Here is a 19,346-nt window from a genome sequence, read left to right on the forward strand (position 1 = left end):
TTGTGAATTTTCAACAAATTTGATATAATTGTATCTATGAATAAAGTATTCGTCAGTCGGCGTGTCGAAAAAAAGCTCCGCAAAGGTCAGGTTCTTTTGGAAGAAGTTGATTTTCAAGACTTATCTGAAACTGATCAGGAAGTTGAACTTTTCAGCCAAAACAAAGAGTTTTTAGGGAAGGCTTATTTATCCCGACAAAATAAGGGGATTGGTTGGTTTGTAACCAACCAGAAAGTTTCTTTTAATCAAACCTTCTTTGAAAGCTTGTTTGAAAAAGCTAAACAAAAACGTTCTACCTACTATCAAGATGAGTTGACAACTGCCTTTCGTTTGTTTAATCAAGAAGGCGATGGTTTTGGTGGAATGGCGCTGGACCTCTATGGGGATTATGTTGTTTTCTCTTGGTATAACTCCTATATCTATGGAATTCGCCAAGAGATTATAGCAGCCTTCTCTCAGGTATTCCCGGAAGTCTTAGGTGCCTATGAAAAGATTCGCTTTAAAGGTTTGGATTATGAGTCTGCCCATATCTATGGTCAAGAAGCAGCTGAATATTTCACTGTTCTTGAAAATGGAGTCTTGTACCGAGTCTTTATGAATGACGGCCTAATGACAGGGATCTTCTTGGATCAGCATGAAGTTCGTGGGAGCTTAGTTGATGGTTTAGCAATGGGGAAATCCTTGCTCAATATGTTTTCCTATACAGCGGCCTTCTCAGTCGCTGCAGCTATGGGGGGAGCTAGTGAAACAACCTCTGTAGACCTAGCCAAACGTTCAAGAGAACTATCAGAAGCTCATTTTCATGCCAACGGTTTGAGTCTAGACAATCATCGATTACTTGTCATGGATGTCTTTGAATACTTTAAATATGCTAAAAGAAAAGGTTTGAGCTATGATGTGATTATTCTGGATCCGCCTAGCTTTGCCCGAAATAAAAAACAAACATTCTCTGTAGCTAAGGATTATCACAAGTTGATTTCCCAAAGCCTAGAGATTTTAAACCCAGATGGAATCATTATCGCTAGTACCAATGCGGCTAATGTTTCCCGTCAAAAATTCACAGAACAAATCGACAAAGGATTTGCAGGTAGAAAGTATCAAGTTCTTCATAAATATGGACTTCCAGCAGACTTTGTCTACAATGAAAAAGATGAAAGTAGTAATTACCTCAAAGTGATTACCATGAAGGTTAGTAAATGAGATTAATTGTTTCTGTAATGCCAAGAAGTTTAGAGGAGGCTCAGGCTATTGATGTTATGCGGTATCATGATGCCGATATCATTGAGTGGCGAGCAGACTTTTTACCCAAGGAAGCTATTTTGCAGGTAGCGCCAGCTATTTTTGAAAAATTCGCTGGTCGTGAGCTTGTTTTTACCTTGCGTACTCGTGCTGAGGGTGGTCAAATTGAGCTCTCTTCAGAAGAATATGTTCAAATTATCAAGGAAGTAGCCCAGCTTTATCAACCAGATTATATTGATTTTGAGTATTTTAGCTACAAAGATGTTTTTGAGGAGATGTTGGATTTTCCAAACCTTGTCTTGAGCTACCATAATTTCCAAGAAACACCTGAAAATCTAATGGAAATCTTGTCTGAGTTGACAAGTTTAAATCCTAAGGTTGTGAAAATAGCTGTTATGGCTCATACAGAACAAGATGTATTGGATTTGATGAATTTTACACGAGGCTTTAAAACATTGAATCCTGAACAAGAATATGTAACAGTTTCTATGGGAAAAGTGGGCAAGGTCTCACGTATTACTTCGGATGTAACGGGTTCTAGTTGGTCTTTTGCAAGTCTGGACGAAGCCAGTGCTCCAGGACAGATTTCTCTATCTAGCATGCAAAAAATTCGGGAGCTTTTAAATGAAGATTGATGGCTACACACGTTTAGCAGCTGTAGTCGCAAATCCCATCAAACATTCCATTTCTCCCTTCATTCACAATAGCGCTTTTGAAGCAACCAATACCAACGGTGTTTATCTAGCTTGGGAAGTAGAAGCTACTGATTTGGCAGAAACGGTTGCCAATATTCGTCGCTATCAGATGTTTGGAATCAATCTTTCTATGCCCTACAAGGAGCAAGTGATTCCTTATCTGGATCAGTTAAGCGAAGAAGCTCGTTTGATTGGTGCGGTCAATACAGTGGTGAATCGAGAAGGAACTTTAATCGGATATAACACAGATGGCAAGGGATTCTTTAAGAGCTTGCCTTCTTTTAAAATATCAGGGAAAAGAATGGTTTTGTTAGGAGCAGGCGGCGCAGCCAAGGCAATTTTGACACAGGCAATCTTGGATGGAGTCAGTCAGATTTCCGTCTTTGTACGCTCAGCCTCTCTTGAAAAAACAAGACCATATCTAAAAAAATTACAAATTGAAACAGGATTCAAAGTAGATTTATTTGCTTTAGAAGATAGTCAAAAGCTTCAAGATAGCATCACTCAAGCTGATCTCTTGGTAAATGCGACCAGTGTGGGTATGGATGGAACATCTCAGCCAATCCCAACAGGTATTGTTTTACCAAAGCAGCTTTTGGTAGCAGATGTCATTTATCAACCCTTTGAGACACCATTTCTAAAGTGGGCAAGAAGTCAGGGTAATCACGCTTTTAATGGCTTAGGTATGTTGCTCTACCAAGCTGCAGAGGCATTTGAACTATGGACAGGAAAGGAAATGCCAACTGATCAAATTTGGGAATTATTAAAACAAAAGTATCAATAAAGAAAAAGGAGAACTGCTATGAATATCAAAATAGACCTTCCCCACCATCCCTATGATATTCAGATTGAAAAAGGATGCCTGTCTCAAGCAGGAAAATGGTTGCGGGAACTTTGGCAACCGCAAAAAGTCGTTATCATTACCGATAACCATGTGGCTTCCCTCTATGCAGAAAAAGTTAAATTGAGCCTAGAGGATGCTGGTTTTCAAGTGGCAGTTTTTGACTTCCTAGAGGGTGAAGAGCGAAAAAATCTAACAACGGTTCAAAAGGCTTATGAATTTCTAGTTAAGCAAGACTTGACTCGTAGCGATGGTATCGTAGCTCTAGGTGGTGGAGTTGTTGGTGATTTGGCTGGCTTTGTAGCCTCAACTTACATGCGAGGCATTCACTTTGTTCAAATTCCAACCAGTTTGACTGCTCAAGTCGATTCTTCAATCGGTGGTAAGACAGGAGTGAATACTCCTTTTGCTAAGAATATGGTGGGAACTTTTGCCCAACCAGACGGCGTTTTGATTGATCCAACCGTTCTTGAAACCTTAGGTAAACGAGAGTTGATTGAAGGAATGGGTGAAGTCATTAAATATGGCTTAATTGAAGATCCAGAACTCTGGGACCTATTATCTGATATGGATGGTTCTGTAGAGAGTATTTTGGAGCATTCAGAAAGTTTGAATGAACATTCTTGCCAGGTCAAGCGCAAGATGGTAGTCGAGGATGAATTGGACAATGGCATTCGTCTCTATCTCAACTTTGGTCATACAATTGGCCATGCTATTGAAGCGACTGCTGGTTATGGACGCGTCATGCATGGTGAGGCAGTAGCCATGGGAATGGTTCAGGTTTCTAAGGTCGCAGAACAAAAAGGCCTCATGCCAATGGGAATCACTCAGTCTATCCGAGAAATGTGTCAGAAATTTGGCCTTCCAGTTGATTATGAAAACTGGGATGTTGATAAGCTTTATCAGGCCTTGACTCATGATAAAAAAGCGCGTGGAAACACCATGAAATTAGTTTTGGTACCAGAACTTGGTTCAGCCACTATTCACCCCGTCTCACTCGAAGAAATGAAAGATTACTTGGTAAAATAAGGAGAATGTATGAGATATTTAACAGCAGGAGAATCACACGGTCCTCGTCTGACAGCAATTATTGAAGGAATTCCAGCAGGCCTTCCTTTAACTGCCAAGGATATCAATGAGGATCTCAAACGTCGCCAAGGAGGTTACGGTCGTGGTGGCCGCATGAAGATTGAGAGTGATCAGGTTGTCTTTACTTCTGGTGTTCGTCATGGAAAGACGACAGGGGCTCCCATTACCATGGATGTCATTAACAAAGACCACCAAAAATGGTTGGATATCATGTCTGCAGAGGATATTGAAGACAAACTTAAAAGCAAACGAAAAATCACTCATCCTCGCCCTGGTCACGCTGACTTGGTAGGAGGTATCAAATACCGCTTTGATGATCTGCGAAATTCCCTGGAACGTTCATCTGCCCGTGAAACGACTATGCGAGTAGCAGTCGGGGCTGTAGCTAAACGACTATTGGCTGAGCTTGATATTGAAATTGCTAACCATGTTGTTGTCTTTGGTGGTAAGGAAATCGATGTTCCAGAAAACTTGACAGTCGCAGAGATTAAGAAACTAGCTGCCCAGTCAGAAGTTTCTATCGTTAACCAAGAACGTGAGCAGGAGATCAAGGACTATATTGATCAAATCAAACGTGATGGAGATACTATCGGTGGAGTTGTTGAAACTGTTGTTGGAGGTGTTCCGGTTGGTCTGGGTTCATATGTCCAATGGGATCGCAAACTAGATGCACGATTAGCTCAAGCAGTTGTTTCAATCAATGCCTTTAAGGGTGTGGAGTTTGGTCTTGGCTTTAAAGCAGGGTATCTCAAGGGTAGCCAAGTCATGGATGAAATCCTCTGGTCACCAGAAGATGGCTATACTCGTCGAACTAATAACCTTGGAGGATTTGAAGGTGGTATGACCAATGGACAACCAATTGTTGTTCGCGGAGTTATGAAACCTATCCCGACCCTCTACAAGCCACTGATGAGCGTTGATATTGAAACCCATGAGCCTTATAAAGCAACAGTAGAGAGAAGTGATCCAACTGCTCTTCCAGCGGCTGGTGTCGTTATGGAAGCAGTCGTAGCAACGGTCTTGGCCCAAGAAATTCTAGAGAAATTCTCCTCAGATAATCTGGAGGAATTAAAAGAAGCTGTTGCTAAACATCGGGAGTATACAAAGAAATATTAAGGAGTTCTTATGGCAAAAACCATCTATATCGCAGGATTGGGTTTGATTGGTGCTTCCATGGCACTCGGAATCAAGCGGGATCATCCTGATTATGAAATTTTAGGATACAATCGTAGTCAAGCGTCCAGAGATATTGCCTTGGAGCGAGGGATGATTGATCGTGCGACGGATGATTTTGCCAGTTTTGCTCCACTTGCGGATATTATTATTTTGTCACTTCCTATCCAACAAACACTTGATTTTATCGAGAAGTTGGCAAGCATAGATTTAAAGGAAGGCGTCATTATTTCCGATGCTGGATCGACCAAGTCAACAATCGTATCTACAGCTGAGAAGTATTTTGCAGATAAGTCTGTTCGCTTTGTTGGAGCGCATCCCATGGCAGGGAGCCACAAGACAGGAGCGGCGTCTGCCGATGTCAACCTTTTTGAAAATGCCTATTATATCTTCACGCCATCTAGTCTGACAACTTCGGATACGCTCGAAGAAATGAGAGATTTGCTATCAGGTCTTCATGCTCGTTTCATTGAAATTGATGCTGAAGAGCATGACCGAGTGACGTCTCAGATTAGTCATTTTCCACATATTTTAGCATCAGGTTTGATGGGGCAAACTGCAAGTTATGCTGAAGAGCATGAAATGGCGCGGCGCTTTGCGGCCGGTGGATTTCGAGATATGACTCGGATTGCTGAAAGTGAGCCTGGTATGTGGACTTCTATCCTCTTATCAAATCGAGAGACCATTATGGAACGCATCGAGGATTTCAAGGGGCGTTTGGACGAGATTGAGCAAGCCATTAGCAAAGGTGATGAAAACCAAATCTGGAACTTTTTTAATCAAGCACGTGAGCAACGTCAAGCTATGGAAATCCATAAACGTGGAGGAGTAGATAGCTCATATGATCTCTATATAGACGTTCCCGATGAGGAAGATGTGATTTTACGCATCTTGGAATTGCTACGTGGAACTTCTTTGGTCAATATCCATATCAATGAGGAAAATCGTGAGGATGTTCACGGGATTCTGCAAATTTCCTTTAAGAATGCTCAGGATTTAAAACGTGCTGAGCAAGTCATTACAGAAAATACTGACTACACAGTCGTTATTAAATAAGGAGGACAATTATGTCAAATATTTATGATAGTGCAAATGCACTCAGTCGTGGGCTACGTGAGTTGCCTGAATACAAGGCTGTTAAAGAAGCTAGAGATGCCATCCAAGCAGATGCAGAAGCTAGCAAAATTTTTGCGGATTATATTGCTTTTCAGCAAGAACTTCAAACGCTGGCACAGACAGGACAAATGCCTGATGCTTCATTCCAAGAAAAAATGGAAAGCTTTGGTAAGCAGATTCAAGGGAACTCTCTTTTGTCAGCATTCTTTGCCAAACAACAACAACTTTCTATTTACCTATCTGATATCGAAAAGATTGTATTTGAGCCAATTTCAGAACTTTTAAAATAAGAATTTACCTCATAAAGTCAGGGATTTTTAAGAAATTTCTGACTTTTTATGATAAAATAAGAAAAAGTATTGCAAGTATGAGGTCCTGTATGAAATTAAAAACAAACATTGACCATTTGAATGGTAGTATTCGAGTACCAGGGGATAAGTCCATCAGTCATCGCTCTATCATTTTTGGGAGTTTGGCTGAGGGTGAGACTAAAGTTTATGATATCTTGCGTGGTGAAGATGTCTTGTCAACCATGCAGGTATTTCGTGACCTCGGCGTAGAGATTGAGGACAAAGACGGTGCCGTTACCATTCAAGGTGTTGGGCTGGATGGATTGAAAGCCCCTCAGAAAGCTCTGGATATGGGGAATTCTGGGACCTCTATTCGTTTAATTTCAGGCGTCCTTGCTGGTACAGACTTTGAAGTAGAAATGTTTGGAGATGACAGTCTTTCTAAACGCCCTATGGACCGTGTGACTCTTCCTTTGAAAAAAATGGGAGTCAGCATTTCAGGTCAAACAGAGCGAGACTTGCCACCGTTGCACTTAAAGGGTACAAAAAACTTAAAACCTATTCATTATGAATTGCCAATCGCCTCTGCTCAAGTCAAGTCAGCCTTGATTTTTGCGGCTTTGCAGGCTCATGGTCAGTCTATCATCATTGAGAAAGAGTGCACTCGTAACCACACAGAAGATATGCTGCGTCAATTTGGTGGAGACTTAAGTGTCGATGGTAAGAAAATCACTGTTCAAGGGCCACAGAAACTTAGTGGACAAACGGTTGTCGTACCAGGAGATATTTCTAGTGCAGCCTTTTGGTTAGTAGCAGGTTTGATTGTGCCAAATTCTCGAGTTGTACTTAAGAATGTCGGTATTAACGAAACTCGTACAGGGATTATTGATGTTATCCGAGCTATGGGCGGGAAATTAGAGATTACTGATATGGATCCAATTGCTAAATCTGCAACCTTGACTGTCGAGACTTCAGAACTAAACAGGATAGAAATTGGTGGAGCCCTGATTCCACGTTTAATTGATGAATTGCCGATTATCGCGCTCCTTGCTACCCAAGCTCAAGGTCAAACAGTTATCAAAGATGCAGAAGAACTCAAGGTAAAAGAAACGGACCGCATTCAAGTTGTCGCAGATGCTTTAAATAGCATGGGAGCAACTATTACTCCTACAGCAGACGGCATGATTATCAAAGGGAAATCTGTCCTTCATGGAGCCAGAGTCAACACCTTTGGAGACCACCGTATCGGTATGATGACAGCCATTGCAGCTCTCTTAGTTGCAGATGGAGAGGTCGAATTGGACCGTGCAGAAGCTATTAACACAAGCTACCCAAGCTTCTTTGATGATTTGGAGACTTTGATTCATGGCTAAGGTTTTACTAGGTTTTATGGGTTCAGGAAAAACTACTATTGCTAGAAAGCTGGATTCTGACTTCGTAGATATGGATGCCTTGCTGAAAGAACGTCTGGGGATGTCGATTGCTCGTTTCTTTGAAGAAAATGGAGAGGCAGCCTTCCGCCAGCTAGAAGAAGAAGTCCTAGCTGAACTGCTGAAGACAGATCAAGTTATTTCTACAGGCGGAGGAATAGTTATTTCGCCACGCAATCGTGTCTTGCTCAAGAAAAATCCAGACAACATCTACCTAAAAGCGGATTTTGAGACCCTGTACCAGCGAATTTCAGCTGATAAAGGCAATCAACGCCCGCTATTTCTAAACAATAGCAAGGAAGATTTGGCTGCGATTTTTAATCAAAGACAGGCCTGGTATGAGGAAGTAGCAAGTCAGATTGTAGATGTATCAAGATTAAGCCCAGAGGAAATTATAGAGGAATTGACATGAAAATTGCCTATCTAGGTCCCAAAGGATCTTTTTCGCACCATGTGGTGCAAACGGCTTTTCCTCATGAGGAGCTAGAGCCTTTTTCAAATATTACAGACGTTATCAAGGCCTATGAACAAGGTTTGGTAGACTATTCAGTAGTGCCAGTTGAAAATTCCATTGAAGGTAGTGTTCATGAGACTTTGGACTACCTATTTCATCAAGCACGTATTCAAGCTATAGCGGAGATTGTGCAGCCAATCCATCAACAGCTGATGGCAGTACCAGGACAGTCTAAAATAGAGAAAATCTTTTCTCATCCGCAGGCCTTGGCTCAAGGGAAGAAATTTATCGATGAACATTTTCCAGATGCTCAATTAGAAGTCACTGCAAGTACAGCTTACGCTGCGCGATATGTTTCTGAACATCCAGATCAACCATTTGCGGCCATTGCCCCAAAAAGTTCTGCTGAGGAATATGGACTAGAATTGGTCGCTCAAGATATTCAGGAAATGGAAGCTAATTTCACTCGTTTCTGGGTTTTGGGACCGAACTTACCCCAAATCCCTTTGGATGCAGATACTGAAAAGATGAGTTTAGCCTTGACCTTGCCAGATAATCTTCCAGGAGCATTATATAAGGCGCTTTCCACCTTTGCCTGGAGAGGCATTGATTTGACTAAGATTGAGAGTCGTCCGCTTAAAACAGCCTTAGGTGAGTATTTCTTTATTATTGATGTGGATTATTCAGAAAAAGAATTGGTGCATTTTGCACAAAAAGAATTAGAAGCCATTGGAATTCACTATAAAACATTGGGGGCCTATCCCATCTATATGATAAAAGACCAAGGAAGGAGAGCATATGAGTAAAGAAAATCCTCTCAGCCATCACGAAAAACTACGTTATGACTATCTCTTAAAAAATATCTACTATCTAAATGATAAAGAAAAGAGAGAGTTTGCTTTTTTACAAGATAAGTTAGAAGGTAAACGAGAAGAGAGTTCAGCTGCTGAAGAAAAAGAAGAAATTCAAGAATATACTAACTCTAACACAGGCCTTCCAAGTTATACGAATCGAAGTCGAGCTAGTCGTCGTAGTAGTCTCTCTCAACCTAAAGCTAAGATTCCCAAACAGCAGAAACCAAAGAAACCTAAGAAAAAAAGAGTCTTTCATTTTAAACGGATCCTTGCTTGGATAGGAATGCTTTTGCTTGTCGCAGCATTAGGAATGCTTTTCATGTTCTTGAAAGGGTTCCAATCAGCCAATCCGAACAGCTCAAATGGGGTAAAAGATGCTAAAGCCGCTCAGGTTGAAGTCTTCAATGGACAGGATACACGAGACGGAGTGAATATTCTTATTTTGGGAACGGATGGCCGTATTGGACAGAATAGTGCCGAAACTCGGACAGATTCCATCATGGTTCTTAATGTTAGTGGTAAAGATAAAAAGCTTAAACTAGTTAGCTTTATGCGGGATAACCTCGTTTATATTGATGGTTATAGCCAAGTCATTAACGGCCAAAAACAAGCTGACCATAAATTAAACTTGGCCTACGAATTGGGTGAACAAGAAGGAAAAAAAGGGGCTGAGATGGTACGTAAAGTCCTTAAAGATAATTTTGATTTAGATATCAAATATTATGCCCTTGTAGATTTCCAAGCCTTTGCGACTGCAATCGATACGCTTTTCCCAGATGGTGTTACGATTGATGCTCAATTTTCAACGTTAAACGGAGCTCCAGTGACAGCTGCAGAAGTTGGAGATGATTTGCATGAAAAAGATGGTGAATCACCTACCCAAATCATTCGTAGTGGTACACAGCAGATGAACGGCTCAACTCTTCTAAATTATGCTCGTTTTCGTGATGATGACGAAGGAGATTATGGGCGTACACGTAGACAGCAACAAGTCATGACAGCTGTTTTACAGCAGATTAAGGATCCTACAAAACTTTTTACAGGTTCAGAAGCGCTAGGGAAAGTATTTGGTATGACCTCTACAAACCTTCCATATACCTTCTTATTGACCAATGGATTATCCGTCCTTGAAGGAGGTCAGAATGGTATTGAAAAACTAACAATACCAGAGCTTGGAGACTGGGTAGACGATTACGATGTCTATGGAGGCCAAGCTCTTCGAGTGAATCAAAAAGCCTACCAGAACAAGTTAGCTCAAATGGGATTTAGATAATAAGTAGCAAATCAGTCAAAGCTTGAAGCATCAAAAAATGGGTGCCTCGAGCTTTGATTTTTAACATTATCAGATGGATTTTTTGACCATTTTTTGGTATAATAAAACGATGTAATTCTATTGAAGAGGAAGAAACTGAGATGAGTGATTTAAAGGCAATTCAAGCTCGTAGCCTAGAGATGGCTGAATACTTTGTCGCCTTTTGTAAAGAACATGATTTACTCTGTTATTTGTGTGGTGGCGGAGCTATTGGGGCTTTACGACATAAGGGTTTTATCCCTTGGGATGATGATTTAGACTTCTTTATGCCACGCAAGGATTATGAAAAATTAGCAGAGCTATGGCCTCGTTATGCGGACGAGCGTTACTTCCTCTCAAAAAGTTCTATAGACTTTGTCGACCGTAATCTCTTTATCACTATTAGAGATAAGGAAACAACATGCATCAAGCCATATCAACAAGATTTGGACCTTCCACACGGATTGGCTCTTGACGTTCTTCCTTTGGACTACTACCCTAAAAATCCAGCAGATCGCAAGAAACAGGTCCGTTGGGCTTTGATTTATTCCCTCTTTTGTGCACAAACCATTCCAGAAAAGCATGGAGCTCTCATGAAATGGGGAAGTACCATTTTATTAGGATTAACTCCTAAAGCCCTTCGTTATCGTATTTGGAAAAAGGCTGAGAAAGAAATGACCAAGTATGGACTAGCTGAAAGTGATGGCATTACAGAATTATGCTCAGGACCTGGCTATATGAAAAATAAATATCCAATCCAAGCCTTTGAAGATAAAATTCTCTTACCATTCGAAGGAACAGAAATGCCAATTCCAGTTGGATATGATGCCTATCTTAGCACAGCTTTTGGAGATTATATGACACCACCGCCGGCAGAAAAGCAAGTGCCACATCATGATGCCGTTATATCAGATATGGATAAAAGCTATGTAGAATATAAGGGAGAATATGGTGGATAAGAAAAAAATTCTATTTTTTATGTGGTCCTTCTCTCTAGGTGGAGGTGCAGAAAAAATCCTTTCAACGATTGTTTCAAACTTGGATCCGAAGAAGTATGATATAGATATCCTTGAAATAGAACATTTTGACAAAGGATACGAACCAGTACCTGACAATGTGAGAATTTTAAAAGCCCTTCAAGATTATCGCCAACCAAGATGGTTAAGAGCGCTATTGTGGAGATTGAGAATTTATTTCCCGAGATTAACAAGACGCCTACTTGTAAAAGATCAATATGATGTAGAGGTGTCTTTTACCATTATGAATCCTCCTCTTTTATTTTCTAAACGAAAAGAAGTGAAGAAAATTTCTTGGATTCATGGAAGTATTGAAGAATTTTTAACAGATAGTTCGAAACGCGAATCTCATAAACGTCAGTTAGATGCTGCTGATAGGATAGTAGGAATTTCAAAGAAAACTAGCTATTCTATCAAAGAAGTTTTTCCAGAGTACTCAAAGAAATTGATAACAGTCTATAATGGCTATAATTTTGAAAGTATTTTGAAAAAATCAAGAGAGAAGATTGATATTGAAATAGAACCTCAAAGTATCTGCACAATTGGTCGCATTGAAGAAAATAAAGGCTCTGATCGAGTTGTTGAAGTAATACGGCTTTTACACCAACAAGGAAAGAAATATCACCTCTATTTTATAGGGGCTGGTGATATGGAAGAGGAGCTGAAAAAAAAGGTTCAAGCATACCAACTTGAAGATTATATACACTTTTTGGGGTATCAAAAGAATCCTTATCAGTATCTGTCCCATATGAAAGTCCTCTTATCCATGTCCAAACAGGAAGGTTTCCCTGGGGTCTATGTTGAAGCTTTGAGCCTGGGTATTTCTTTTGTATCAACAGAAGTAGGTGGTGCAGAGGAATTGTCTCAGGAAGGACGATTTGGTAAAATCGTTGAAAGTAATCAAGAAGCAGCTCAAGAGATTGAAAACTACATGACAGCTGCATCAAATTTTGATGCCAATGAGGCCAGCAAATTTATTCAGCAATTTACGATTGCAAAACAAATTGAACAAGTAGAAAAACTAATAGAGGAGTAGCATGGAAACTGCATTAATTAGTGTCATTGTTCCTGTTTATAATGTGGCGCAATACCTTGAAAAATCAATAGCATCCATTCAGCAACAAACTTATGAAAATCTCGAAATTATCCTTGTTGATGATGGTTCTACAGATGAAAGTGGAAAAATTGCAGAAGAAATAGCACTTGTAGATCAGCGGATAAAAGTATACCACCAAATGAATCAAGGACAATCGCAAGCAAGAAACTACGGAAGAGATTTAGCAAATGGTCAATACTTAATTTTTATTGACTCAGATGACTATATTCATCCTGAGATGATTGCTACCTTATATAAACAATTAGTCAAAGAAGATGCGGATGTTTCTAGTTGTGGTGTTATGAACGTATATTCAAATAGTGAAACACCACAGTCAGTAAATATAAACGATTACTTTGTTTATGATTCAAAAGATTTTTTGAGAGAATATCTAGTAGGAGAAAAAGTTCCAGGTAGTATTTGTAACAAATTGATAAAAAAAGAGATAGCTAAGAGCCTATCTTTTCCTATCGGGAAAATATATGAGGATGCGTATTATCATTTTGATTTGATTAACGTAGCCAAGAAGTATGTTATAAATACTAAGCCACACTATTATTATTTTCATAGAGGCGATAGTTCCACAACAAAACCATTTTCTGAAAAAGATCTTTCTTGTGTGGACGTATATGAAATATTTTATAATTATGTTATATCTTACTATCCAGAATTGCAAAAAGAGGCTTTTTTCAGACTGGCTCATGCACATTTTGTTGTTTTAGATAAGATGCTTTTAGATGAGAATTTCAAAGAGTTTAAAGATTATCCAAGGATTTATGGATATTTAAAAAAACATGCCTTTGCTATTTTTAAGAATAGTATTTTTAGAAAAGGAAGACGTATCAGTGCCTTAGCACTATTTGCAAATATAAAATTTTACCGAATATTATTATTAAAAAATATTGAGCAATCGAAAAAAATTAATTAGAAAAGGAGGGAAGAGATGGTTGATGGCAAACGAATTTTGTTAACGATTACGATTCTAAGTTATATCGTTACCATAATAAGTGGAATCAGTTATTTGTTCTCCAGTAACAACGTAGGACTTCTGACAACTTTGCTTTTGCTCTTAATTAGTAGTCTGCTACTTTGCTGGAATAATATCAAATACTATTTGATTCACTTTATATTCTTTATTACAATTTTTATTTTTTTGGTATCTAGACCTACCATCGATTATTTCAGAGATGGAGCACTAGACACTTACCAACCGATAGCTTATAGATTTGCTTTCCTAGTTGTTATTGTATCCATTTTAGGATTGACAATAGGTGGATTTATAGCCAATTATTATCTTGCTCGTAAAAGTAAAGCTCCTGTCATAGTGGAAAAAAATCGCATGTCAATTATGTAAAAAAATTACGCTTGGTTTCATTGAGTGTATTTTTTCTCACCTATCCTTTTTATTTTCTGAGATTACTTGAGCGCTTACTATATCGTTTGCAAACTTCTTATTATAATTATTATGCACATTTTGAAAGTCACCTGCCCTACTATACGTATATCTTATCGACTTTCACGCTTTATGCCATGTGTGTTTACCTAGCAACAAAGCCTAAGAAATTACATGCAACTATGGTTTTAGTAGCTTTTATTACAGCTAACTTGATACATCTGGTGATAGGTACCAGAAATCCTTTTATTCTAAGTTTAATTTTTGCCTTTGTTTACTACTTTATACGAGAACAAACAGAGAAAGGTAAATGGATTGGTTTCAAAGAAAAAATAGCCATTTACATGGGAACACCTGTTCTCATGCTTGCGATGGGAGCACTAAACTATGTTCGAGATAATGCAAAAGTATCACACAGTGGAGTTTTTGATTTATTATTAGATTTTATTTATAAACAAGGAACCAGTTTTGGAGTGTTAGCGAGAGGATTCTTATATAACAGTAGTCTTCCTTATAGAGATTTTCGAAATTTCACTTTTGGACCGATTGTTGACTATTTTGCAAGAGGAAGTATTGGAATCATCTTCGGTGCCAAACCATTTGAGCATACAACAAATAGTATTGAATTAGCAATTGATAGCAATAGTTACGCCCACAATTTGTCTTATCTTGTTTTAAATAAAGAGTATTTGAAAGGACATGGTATTGGAAGTAGTTATATCATGGAATTGTATACCGATTATGGTATGTTGGGACTATTTCTACTAAGTATCTTACTTGGTATGCTCTTTATAGCTATGTTACAAGTAGCTTATCGTTCGAGAACAATTTTATTTGCACTATCTTTGTTAATTTTGAATAATCTATTCTTTATGCCAAGAAGTAGTTTCTCAGAAAGTTTCTTTAATCTTTTTACAATGCAGTTCTGGGGAATTGTTCTTATTATCATTTTCGTAGCAAAAATGCTTACAAAAGAAAATCATCACTTAATCAAAAAAGGGGAAATACATGTTTGAACATTATTCTGTAGCTGATTTGTTCGCAAATCTTTATAAAAAACGTAAAGTGAATTTGCTAGCTTTACTAGCTTTATTTGCACTCATAGCTGTACCATATACATTGAAGGCAGTTAAAAGTAAAAATACAATAAAAGATTCTACAAATTATTCGACTTACATTACATATAAAATTACTGCTCCAGAAGAATCATCGAAAACCATTGTGAGTCATCAAATTGGAGGTTATAGTGATTTTTATGCAAAATTAATTGATGGTAATTTGAATGGTGCTTTTCTTTTTAATGATGTTGATTCAGAAAAAATGAAGGAAATGGCCAAAGATTTAGATACTACTGAAACAGCATTAAAGAATTCTTCAAGTGACTATTGGACAAAAAAATTAATGATAAACCCATTAATTGATAATGCTGGTGTAAGTGTTAAAATCTTAACATCAAGTAAAGAAGTAAATGAGTATCTTGAAAGCAAATTTGATTCACTGATTGATAAATTCAAGTCTACTTATACTGGTGTTAAAGTTGAAAAGCTTGAAACAATTAATTCAAAAGAGTTGGCTCCGAATGGAGAAGTTGCTTTAGGGTTTAATTTGAAAAATCTAATTTTGCGCCTAGTGATTATTGGTATTCTATGTGTCATCATCGTGATTTTGGTAAATGTTCTAGTATACCTTTTCAATCCGACAATTAATCGTGCAGGTGATTTTTCTGCTTATCAAATAGACTTTGTTTCAACTGTTACAACTGTTGAAAATCTTTCTGAACTCTTGAGTTACAAGTGCCAAGGTCAACCGTTAGCAATTGTAAGTTCAAATAATCGTATTTTGAGTAAATTGCAGGCAGAATATAAATTGAATCTTGAGGGTGTTCATTTTGTTAACCTACAAAATGTCAAAGATCTTCTGGCAATTGAGAATGTATTGTTCGTGGAAGAATATGGTGTTACTCGTTATAAGAAATTTGAAGAAAGTATGCAAGAAGTGAGAAATATGAATCGTTCCGTTTTAGGTGTTATCGCTTTTGCACTCTAATTCCTACCGTTTTTAGGGAAAAATCGAAAATACATCAAAAGAGGACTGAAAAGTCCTCTTTTGATGTACGGAGAATCTTTAGGTAAGAAATAGAATTCTTAGCCAAAAAGGCTTTTTAATAAACTTTATGATATAATAAATCAATGAGGTAAATTGAATGAAAAGTATTAAGTTAAATGCCCTGGCTTATATGGGTATTCGTGTTTTGAACATAATTTTCCCAATTTTAACAGGTACTTATGTTGCACGAGTTCTAGACCGTACAGATTATGGTTATTTCAACTCAGTTGATACCATCTTATCTTTCTTCTTACCCTTCGCAACCTATGGTGTTTATAATTATGGTCTTCGTGCAATTAGTAATGTAAAAGATAATAAGAAGGATTTAAATAAAGTCTTTTCAAGTCTTTTTTATTTGTGTGTAGTTTGTACGATTTTGACGACTATCGTTTATCTTTTATCCTATTCATTTTTCTTTACTAATAATCCAGTTCTCAAAAAAATCTTTTTGGTAATGGGAGTTCAACTTATTGCTCAAATTTTCTCAATAGAATGGGTTAACGAAGCACTTGAAAATTATAGTTTTTTATTTTATAAAACAGCTTTTATTCGTATACTCATGCTTGTGTCTATATTTGTATTTGTAAAAAATGAGCATGATATTGTGGTGTATACACTGATTATGAGTCTTTCAACTCTAATCAATTATCTCATTAGTTATTTTTGGATTAAAAGAGATATCCAGTTTGTAAAGGTTTCTTTGAAAGAATTTAAGCCTCTATTCCTTCCTTTAACGGCTATGTTAATCTTTGCAAACGCCAATATGTTATTTACTTTTCTGGATCGTTTGTTTCTAGTAAAAACTGGAGTTGATGTAAATGTCAGTTATTATACGATGGCACAACGTATTGTAACGGTTATCGCAGGTGTTGTTACAGGCGCTATTGGAGTCAGTGTACCTCGTTTGAGCTACTACCTAGGAATCGGAAAAAAAGAGGAATATGTCAATTTAGTTAATCGAGGGAGCCGTATATTTAACTTTTTTATCATCCCTTTGAGTTTTGGCTTGATGGTTTTAGGCCCTGATGCAATACTTCTTTACGGTAGTGAAAAATACATTGGTGGTGGAATCTTAACATCCCTCTTTGCCTTCCGTACTATTATTCTTGCCCTAGATACTATTTTAGGATCTCAGATTCTTTTTACAAATGGATTTGAAAAGAGAATTACAGTTTATACCATATTTGCGGGTGGATTAAACTTAGTTCTCGATAGTCTTCTCTATTTTAATAATATTATTACACCTGAATATTATCTAATTACGACGATGCTATCGGAAAGTTTTCTACTGATGCTTTACATTATCTTTATTCATAAGACTAAACTTATAAGCCTAGGACATATTTTTAAATATACTATACGTTATTCTCTTTTCGCATTTACATTTGTTCCGATCTACTTTTTAGTTAATCTTGTTTATCCGGTCAAAATGGTTATCAACATACCTTTCTTAATCAATATGTTGATCATCATGGTCTTATCAGCAATTAGTTATATTGGTTTACTGGTTTGGACCAAAGACAGTATCTTTTATGAATTATTAGGGCATGTTATTTCGCTTAAAGGACGTATAAGAAAATCTAAGGAGAATTAGATGAGAAGATTGAGTATTGAAGAAGCTAAGCAACTTGAACTTGATATTTTAGCCTATATAGATTCGTTTTGTAAGAAGCATGCTATTGATTATTTTATCAATTATGGTACTTTGATTGGGGCGATTCGTCACAAAGGTTTTATTCCCTGGGATGATGATATTGATCTCTCGATGACCCGTGAAAACTACGAACGTTTTATCCAGTTATTTCAGCAAGAACAGTCTAAATATAAAATTTTATCTCTAGAAACTGATGAACGATACTATAATAATTTTATCAAGGTTATAGATTCGACAACGAAAATAGTGGACACGCGAAATACAAAAACCTATGATTCTGGAATCTTTATTGATATTTTTCCAATGGATTCATTCAACGATCCTAAAGTTATCGATGTTTGCTATAAGTTGGAAAGCTTTAAGTTATTGTCCTTCAGTAAGCACAAGAATATCGTTTATGGAGATAGCAAGCTAAAAGACTTGATTCGTACATTCTTCTGGTTTATGCTTCGTCCAGTTTCTCCAATCTTCTTTGCGAATCAAATTGAAAAGCAAATTCAAAAGTATGGGGTAAAAGATGGGAAATATATCGCTTTTATTCCTTCCAAGTTTAAGGAGAAAGAAGTTTTTACCAAAAAAGTGTTTGAAGATTTGATTGAAGTTCCTTTTGAACATCTGTTGCTTCCAGCACCAAAACAATATGATTCTATTTTGAAACAGTATTATGGTGATTATATGATTCTACCACCTAAAGAAAAACAGTTTTATAGTCACGAATTTGAAGCCTATAAATTGGAGGATTAAATGCAGTACTTAGAAAAAAATGAAATTAAAGAAATTCAACTAGGTATTTTGGACTATGTTGATGACATTTGTAAAAAACATAATATTTCTTATTTCCTCAGTTATGGAACTATGCTGGGAGCTGTTCGCCATAAGGGAATGATTCCTTGGGATGATGATATCGATATTTCACTGTATAGAGAAGACTATGAACGTTTATTAAAAGCGATTGAGGAGGATCAACATCCTAAATATCGTGTTCTTTCCTACGATACTTCTTCATGGTACTTCAATAATTTTGCAGCTATTCTAGATACATCAACTGTTATTGAAGATCATGTAAAGCATAAGCGTTATGATACTAGCTTGTTTATTGATGTCTTTCCTATCGATCAATTTTCAGATTTGAGTATTATTGACAAGAGTTATAAATATATTGCCTTGCGCCAGCTTGCATATATTAAAAAAGAGCGTGCTGTTCATGGAGATAGCAAATTAAAAGACTTTCTCCGTTTGTGTACTTGGTATCCTCTCAGACTTGTTAATCCGAGATATTTCTATAAGAAAATAGATCGATTAGTAAAAAATAGTGCGACAAAAAATCCTGATTATGAGGGAGCTGTTGGAGTTGGGAAAGAAAAAATGAAAGAAGTCTTTCCAGCAGGAACTCTTAAAGAACTGATTTTAATAGAATTCGAAGGAAGAATGTTGCCAATTCCTAAAAACTATGATGCCTTTTTAACACAGATGTATGGGGATTATATGACTCCACCATCAAAAGAAATGCAGGAATGGTATAGCCATAGTATAAAAGCTTATCGAAAATAGATATTTTTGTAGAAAAAATAGAATATATCATATGCTCGCTTGATTTATCAAGCGGGCA

Annotated in this window: 18 protein-coding genes and 1 pseudogene; all 19 read left to right on the top strand. The window is 37.3% G+C overall.

The features are described from left to right. The first annotated feature begins 36 nt into the window (after positions 1–36). Positions 37–1,200: a class I SAM-dependent rRNA methyltransferase gene (locus HMPREF9180_RS04060; RefSeq protein WP_006145174.1), complete on the top strand. Its 1,164-nt coding sequence runs from the start codon at positions 37–39 to the stop codon at positions 1,198–1,200. Then, positions 1,197–1,874: a type I 3-dehydroquinate dehydratase gene (aroD, locus tag HMPREF9180_RS04065; RefSeq protein WP_006145175.1), complete on the top strand. Its 678-nt coding sequence runs from the start codon at positions 1,197–1,199 to the stop codon at positions 1,872–1,874. The genes HMPREF9180_RS04060 and aroD overlap by 4 nt, the downstream gene beginning before the upstream one ends. Then, positions 1,864–2,718: a shikimate dehydrogenase gene (locus HMPREF9180_RS04070; RefSeq protein ID WP_006145176.1), complete on the top strand. Its 855-nt coding sequence runs from the start codon at positions 1,864–1,866 to the stop codon at positions 2,716–2,718. The genes aroD and HMPREF9180_RS04070 overlap by 11 nt, the downstream gene beginning before the upstream one ends. Positions 2,719–2,736: 18 nt before the next feature. Continuing rightward, a complete protein-coding gene (aroB, locus tag HMPREF9180_RS04075) occupies positions 2,737–3,804 on the top strand; it encodes a 3-dehydroquinate synthase (protein ID WP_006145177.1) in 1,068 nt (355 codons plus the stop codon). Between the two features lie 9 nt (positions 3,805–3,813). After that, positions 3,814–4,980, top strand: coding sequence for a chorismate synthase (aroC, locus tag HMPREF9180_RS04080; RefSeq protein WP_006145178.1), 1,167 nt, complete (start codon positions 3,814–3,816; stop codon positions 4,978–4,980). A 9-nt stretch (positions 4,981–4,989) separates the two neighbouring features. Further along, entirely contained in the window at positions 4,990–6,093 is a 1,104-nt protein-coding gene (locus HMPREF9180_RS04085; RefSeq protein WP_006145179.1) for a prephenate dehydrogenase, read from the top strand. 11 nt (positions 6,094–6,104) lie between these two features. Then, a complete protein-coding gene (locus HMPREF9180_RS04090; RefSeq protein ID WP_006145180.1) occupies positions 6,105–6,443 on the top strand; it encodes a YlbF/YmcA family competence regulator in 339 nt (112 codons plus the stop codon). An 89-nt stretch (positions 6,444–6,532) separates the two neighbouring features. Continuing rightward, the gene (aroA, locus tag HMPREF9180_RS04095; RefSeq protein ID WP_006145181.1) at positions 6,533–7,816 is read left to right on the top strand and encodes a 3-phosphoshikimate 1-carboxyvinyltransferase; all 1,284 of its coding nucleotides are present in this window, start codon (positions 6,533–6,535) and stop codon (positions 7,814–7,816) included. Continuing rightward, on the top strand, positions 7,809–8,285 hold the full coding sequence (locus tag HMPREF9180_RS04100; protein WP_006145182.1) for a shikimate kinase: 477 nt from the start codon (positions 7,809–7,811) through the stop codon (positions 8,283–8,285). Before aroA ends, HMPREF9180_RS04100 begins: the two co-directional genes overlap by 8 nt. After that, complete coding sequence (pheA, locus tag HMPREF9180_RS04105) at positions 8,282–9,133, top strand: prephenate dehydratase (RefSeq protein ID WP_006145183.1); 852 nt, start codon at positions 8,282–8,284, stop codon at positions 9,131–9,133. Before HMPREF9180_RS04100 ends, pheA begins: the two co-directional genes overlap by 4 nt. Next, on the top strand, positions 9,126–10,454 hold the full coding sequence (locus HMPREF9180_RS04110) for an LCP family protein (protein ID WP_006145184.1): 1,329 nt from the start codon (positions 9,126–9,128) through the stop codon (positions 10,452–10,454). The genes pheA and HMPREF9180_RS04110 overlap by 8 nt, the downstream gene beginning before the upstream one ends. A 140-nt stretch (positions 10,455–10,594) precedes the next feature. Continuing rightward, on the top strand, positions 10,595–11,431 hold the full coding sequence (locus tag HMPREF9180_RS04115) for a LicD family protein (protein ID WP_006145185.1): 837 nt from the start codon (positions 10,595–10,597) through the stop codon (positions 11,429–11,431). After that, a complete protein-coding gene (locus HMPREF9180_RS04120) occupies positions 11,421–12,524 on the top strand; it encodes a glycosyltransferase (RefSeq protein WP_006145186.1) in 1,104 nt (367 codons plus the stop codon). The genes HMPREF9180_RS04115 and HMPREF9180_RS04120 overlap by 11 nt, the downstream gene beginning before the upstream one ends. A gap of 1 nt (position 12,525) precedes the next feature. Beyond that, positions 12,526–13,512: a glycosyltransferase family 2 protein gene (locus HMPREF9180_RS04125; RefSeq protein ID WP_006145187.1), complete on the top strand. Its 987-nt coding sequence runs from the start codon at positions 12,526–12,528 to the stop codon at positions 13,510–13,512. Positions 13,513–13,527: 15 nt separating this feature from the next. After that, positions 13,528–14,993: pseudogene (locus tag HMPREF9180_RS10115) on the top strand (O-antigen polysaccharide polymerase Wzy family protein). Next, positions 14,986–16,023, top strand: coding sequence for a teichoic acid biosynthesis protein TarQ (gene tarQ, locus HMPREF9180_RS04140; protein ID WP_006145190.1), 1,038 nt, complete (start codon positions 14,986–14,988; stop codon positions 16,021–16,023). Before HMPREF9180_RS10115 ends, tarQ begins: the two are co-directional and overlap by 8 nt. A 157-nt stretch (positions 16,024–16,180) precedes the next feature. Next, a complete protein-coding gene (locus HMPREF9180_RS04145) occupies positions 16,181–17,677 on the top strand; it encodes an oligosaccharide flippase family protein (protein ID WP_006145191.1) in 1,497 nt (498 codons plus the stop codon). Next, the gene (locus HMPREF9180_RS04150) at positions 17,678–18,481 is read left to right on the top strand and encodes a LicD family protein (protein ID WP_006145192.1); all 804 of its coding nucleotides are present in this window, start codon (positions 17,678–17,680) and stop codon (positions 18,479–18,481) included. It abuts the gene before it with no gap. After that, positions 18,482–19,288, top strand: coding sequence for a LicD family protein (locus HMPREF9180_RS04155; protein WP_006145193.1), 807 nt, complete (start codon positions 18,482–18,484; stop codon positions 19,286–19,288). Positions 19,289–19,346: the final 58 nt, after the last annotated feature.

Source organism: Streptococcus peroris ATCC 700780, from assembly GCF_000187585.1.
Lineage (GTDB): Bacteria > Bacillota > Bacilli > Lactobacillales > Streptococcaceae > Streptococcus > Streptococcus peroris.

Excerpts from the sequence above, each read along its gene's own strand:
- aroD (WP_006145175.1), top strand. The coding sequence starts at position 1,197 with ATGAGATTAATTGTTTCTGTAATGCCAAGAAGTTTAGAGGAGGCTCAG.
- HMPREF9180_RS04100 (WP_006145182.1), top strand. The coding sequence starts at position 7,809 with ATGGCTAAGGTTTTACTAGGTTTTATGGGTTCAGGAAAAACTACTATT.
- HMPREF9180_RS04125 (WP_006145187.1), top strand. The coding sequence starts at position 12,526 with ATGGAAACTGCATTAATTAGTGTCATTGTTCCTGTTTATAATGTGGCG.
- HMPREF9180_RS04070 (WP_006145176.1), top strand. The coding sequence starts at position 1,864 with ATGAAGATTGATGGCTACACACGTTTAGCAGCTGTAGTCGCAAATCCC.
- HMPREF9180_RS04145 (WP_006145191.1), top strand. The coding sequence starts at position 16,181 with ATGAAAAGTATTAAGTTAAATGCCCTGGCTTATATGGGTATTCGTGTT.
- tarQ (WP_006145190.1), top strand. The coding sequence starts at position 14,986 with ATGTTTGAACATTATTCTGTAGCTGATTTGTTCGCAAATCTTTATAAA.
- aroA (WP_006145181.1), top strand. The coding sequence starts at position 6,533 with ATGAAATTAAAAACAAACATTGACCATTTGAATGGTAGTATTCGAGTA.
- HMPREF9180_RS04085 (WP_006145179.1), top strand. The coding sequence starts at position 4,990 with ATGGCAAAAACCATCTATATCGCAGGATTGGGTTTGATTGGTGCTTCC.
- HMPREF9180_RS04060 (WP_006145174.1), top strand. The coding sequence starts at position 37 with ATGAATAAAGTATTCGTCAGTCGGCGTGTCGAAAAAAAGCTCCGCAAA.
- HMPREF9180_RS04090 (WP_006145180.1), top strand. The coding sequence starts at position 6,105 with ATGTCAAATATTTATGATAGTGCAAATGCACTCAGTCGTGGGCTACGT.
- HMPREF9180_RS04115 (WP_006145185.1), top strand. The coding sequence starts at position 10,595 with ATGAGTGATTTAAAGGCAATTCAAGCTCGTAGCCTAGAGATGGCTGAA.
- aroB (WP_006145177.1), top strand. The coding sequence starts at position 2,737 with ATGAATATCAAAATAGACCTTCCCCACCATCCCTATGATATTCAGATT.
- aroC (WP_006145178.1), top strand. The coding sequence starts at position 3,814 with ATGAGATATTTAACAGCAGGAGAATCACACGGTCCTCGTCTGACAGCA.
- HMPREF9180_RS04120 (WP_006145186.1), top strand. The coding sequence starts at position 11,421 with ATGGTGGATAAGAAAAAAATTCTATTTTTTATGTGGTCCTTCTCTCTA.
- HMPREF9180_RS04150 (WP_006145192.1), top strand. The coding sequence starts at position 17,678 with ATGAGAAGATTGAGTATTGAAGAAGCTAAGCAACTTGAACTTGATATT.
- pheA (WP_006145183.1), top strand. The coding sequence starts at position 8,282 with ATGAAAATTGCCTATCTAGGTCCCAAAGGATCTTTTTCGCACCATGTG.
- HMPREF9180_RS04155 (WP_006145193.1), top strand. The coding sequence starts at position 18,482 with ATGCAGTACTTAGAAAAAAATGAAATTAAAGAAATTCAACTAGGTATT.
- HMPREF9180_RS04110 (WP_006145184.1), top strand. The coding sequence starts at position 9,126 with ATGAGTAAAGAAAATCCTCTCAGCCATCACGAAAAACTACGTTATGAC.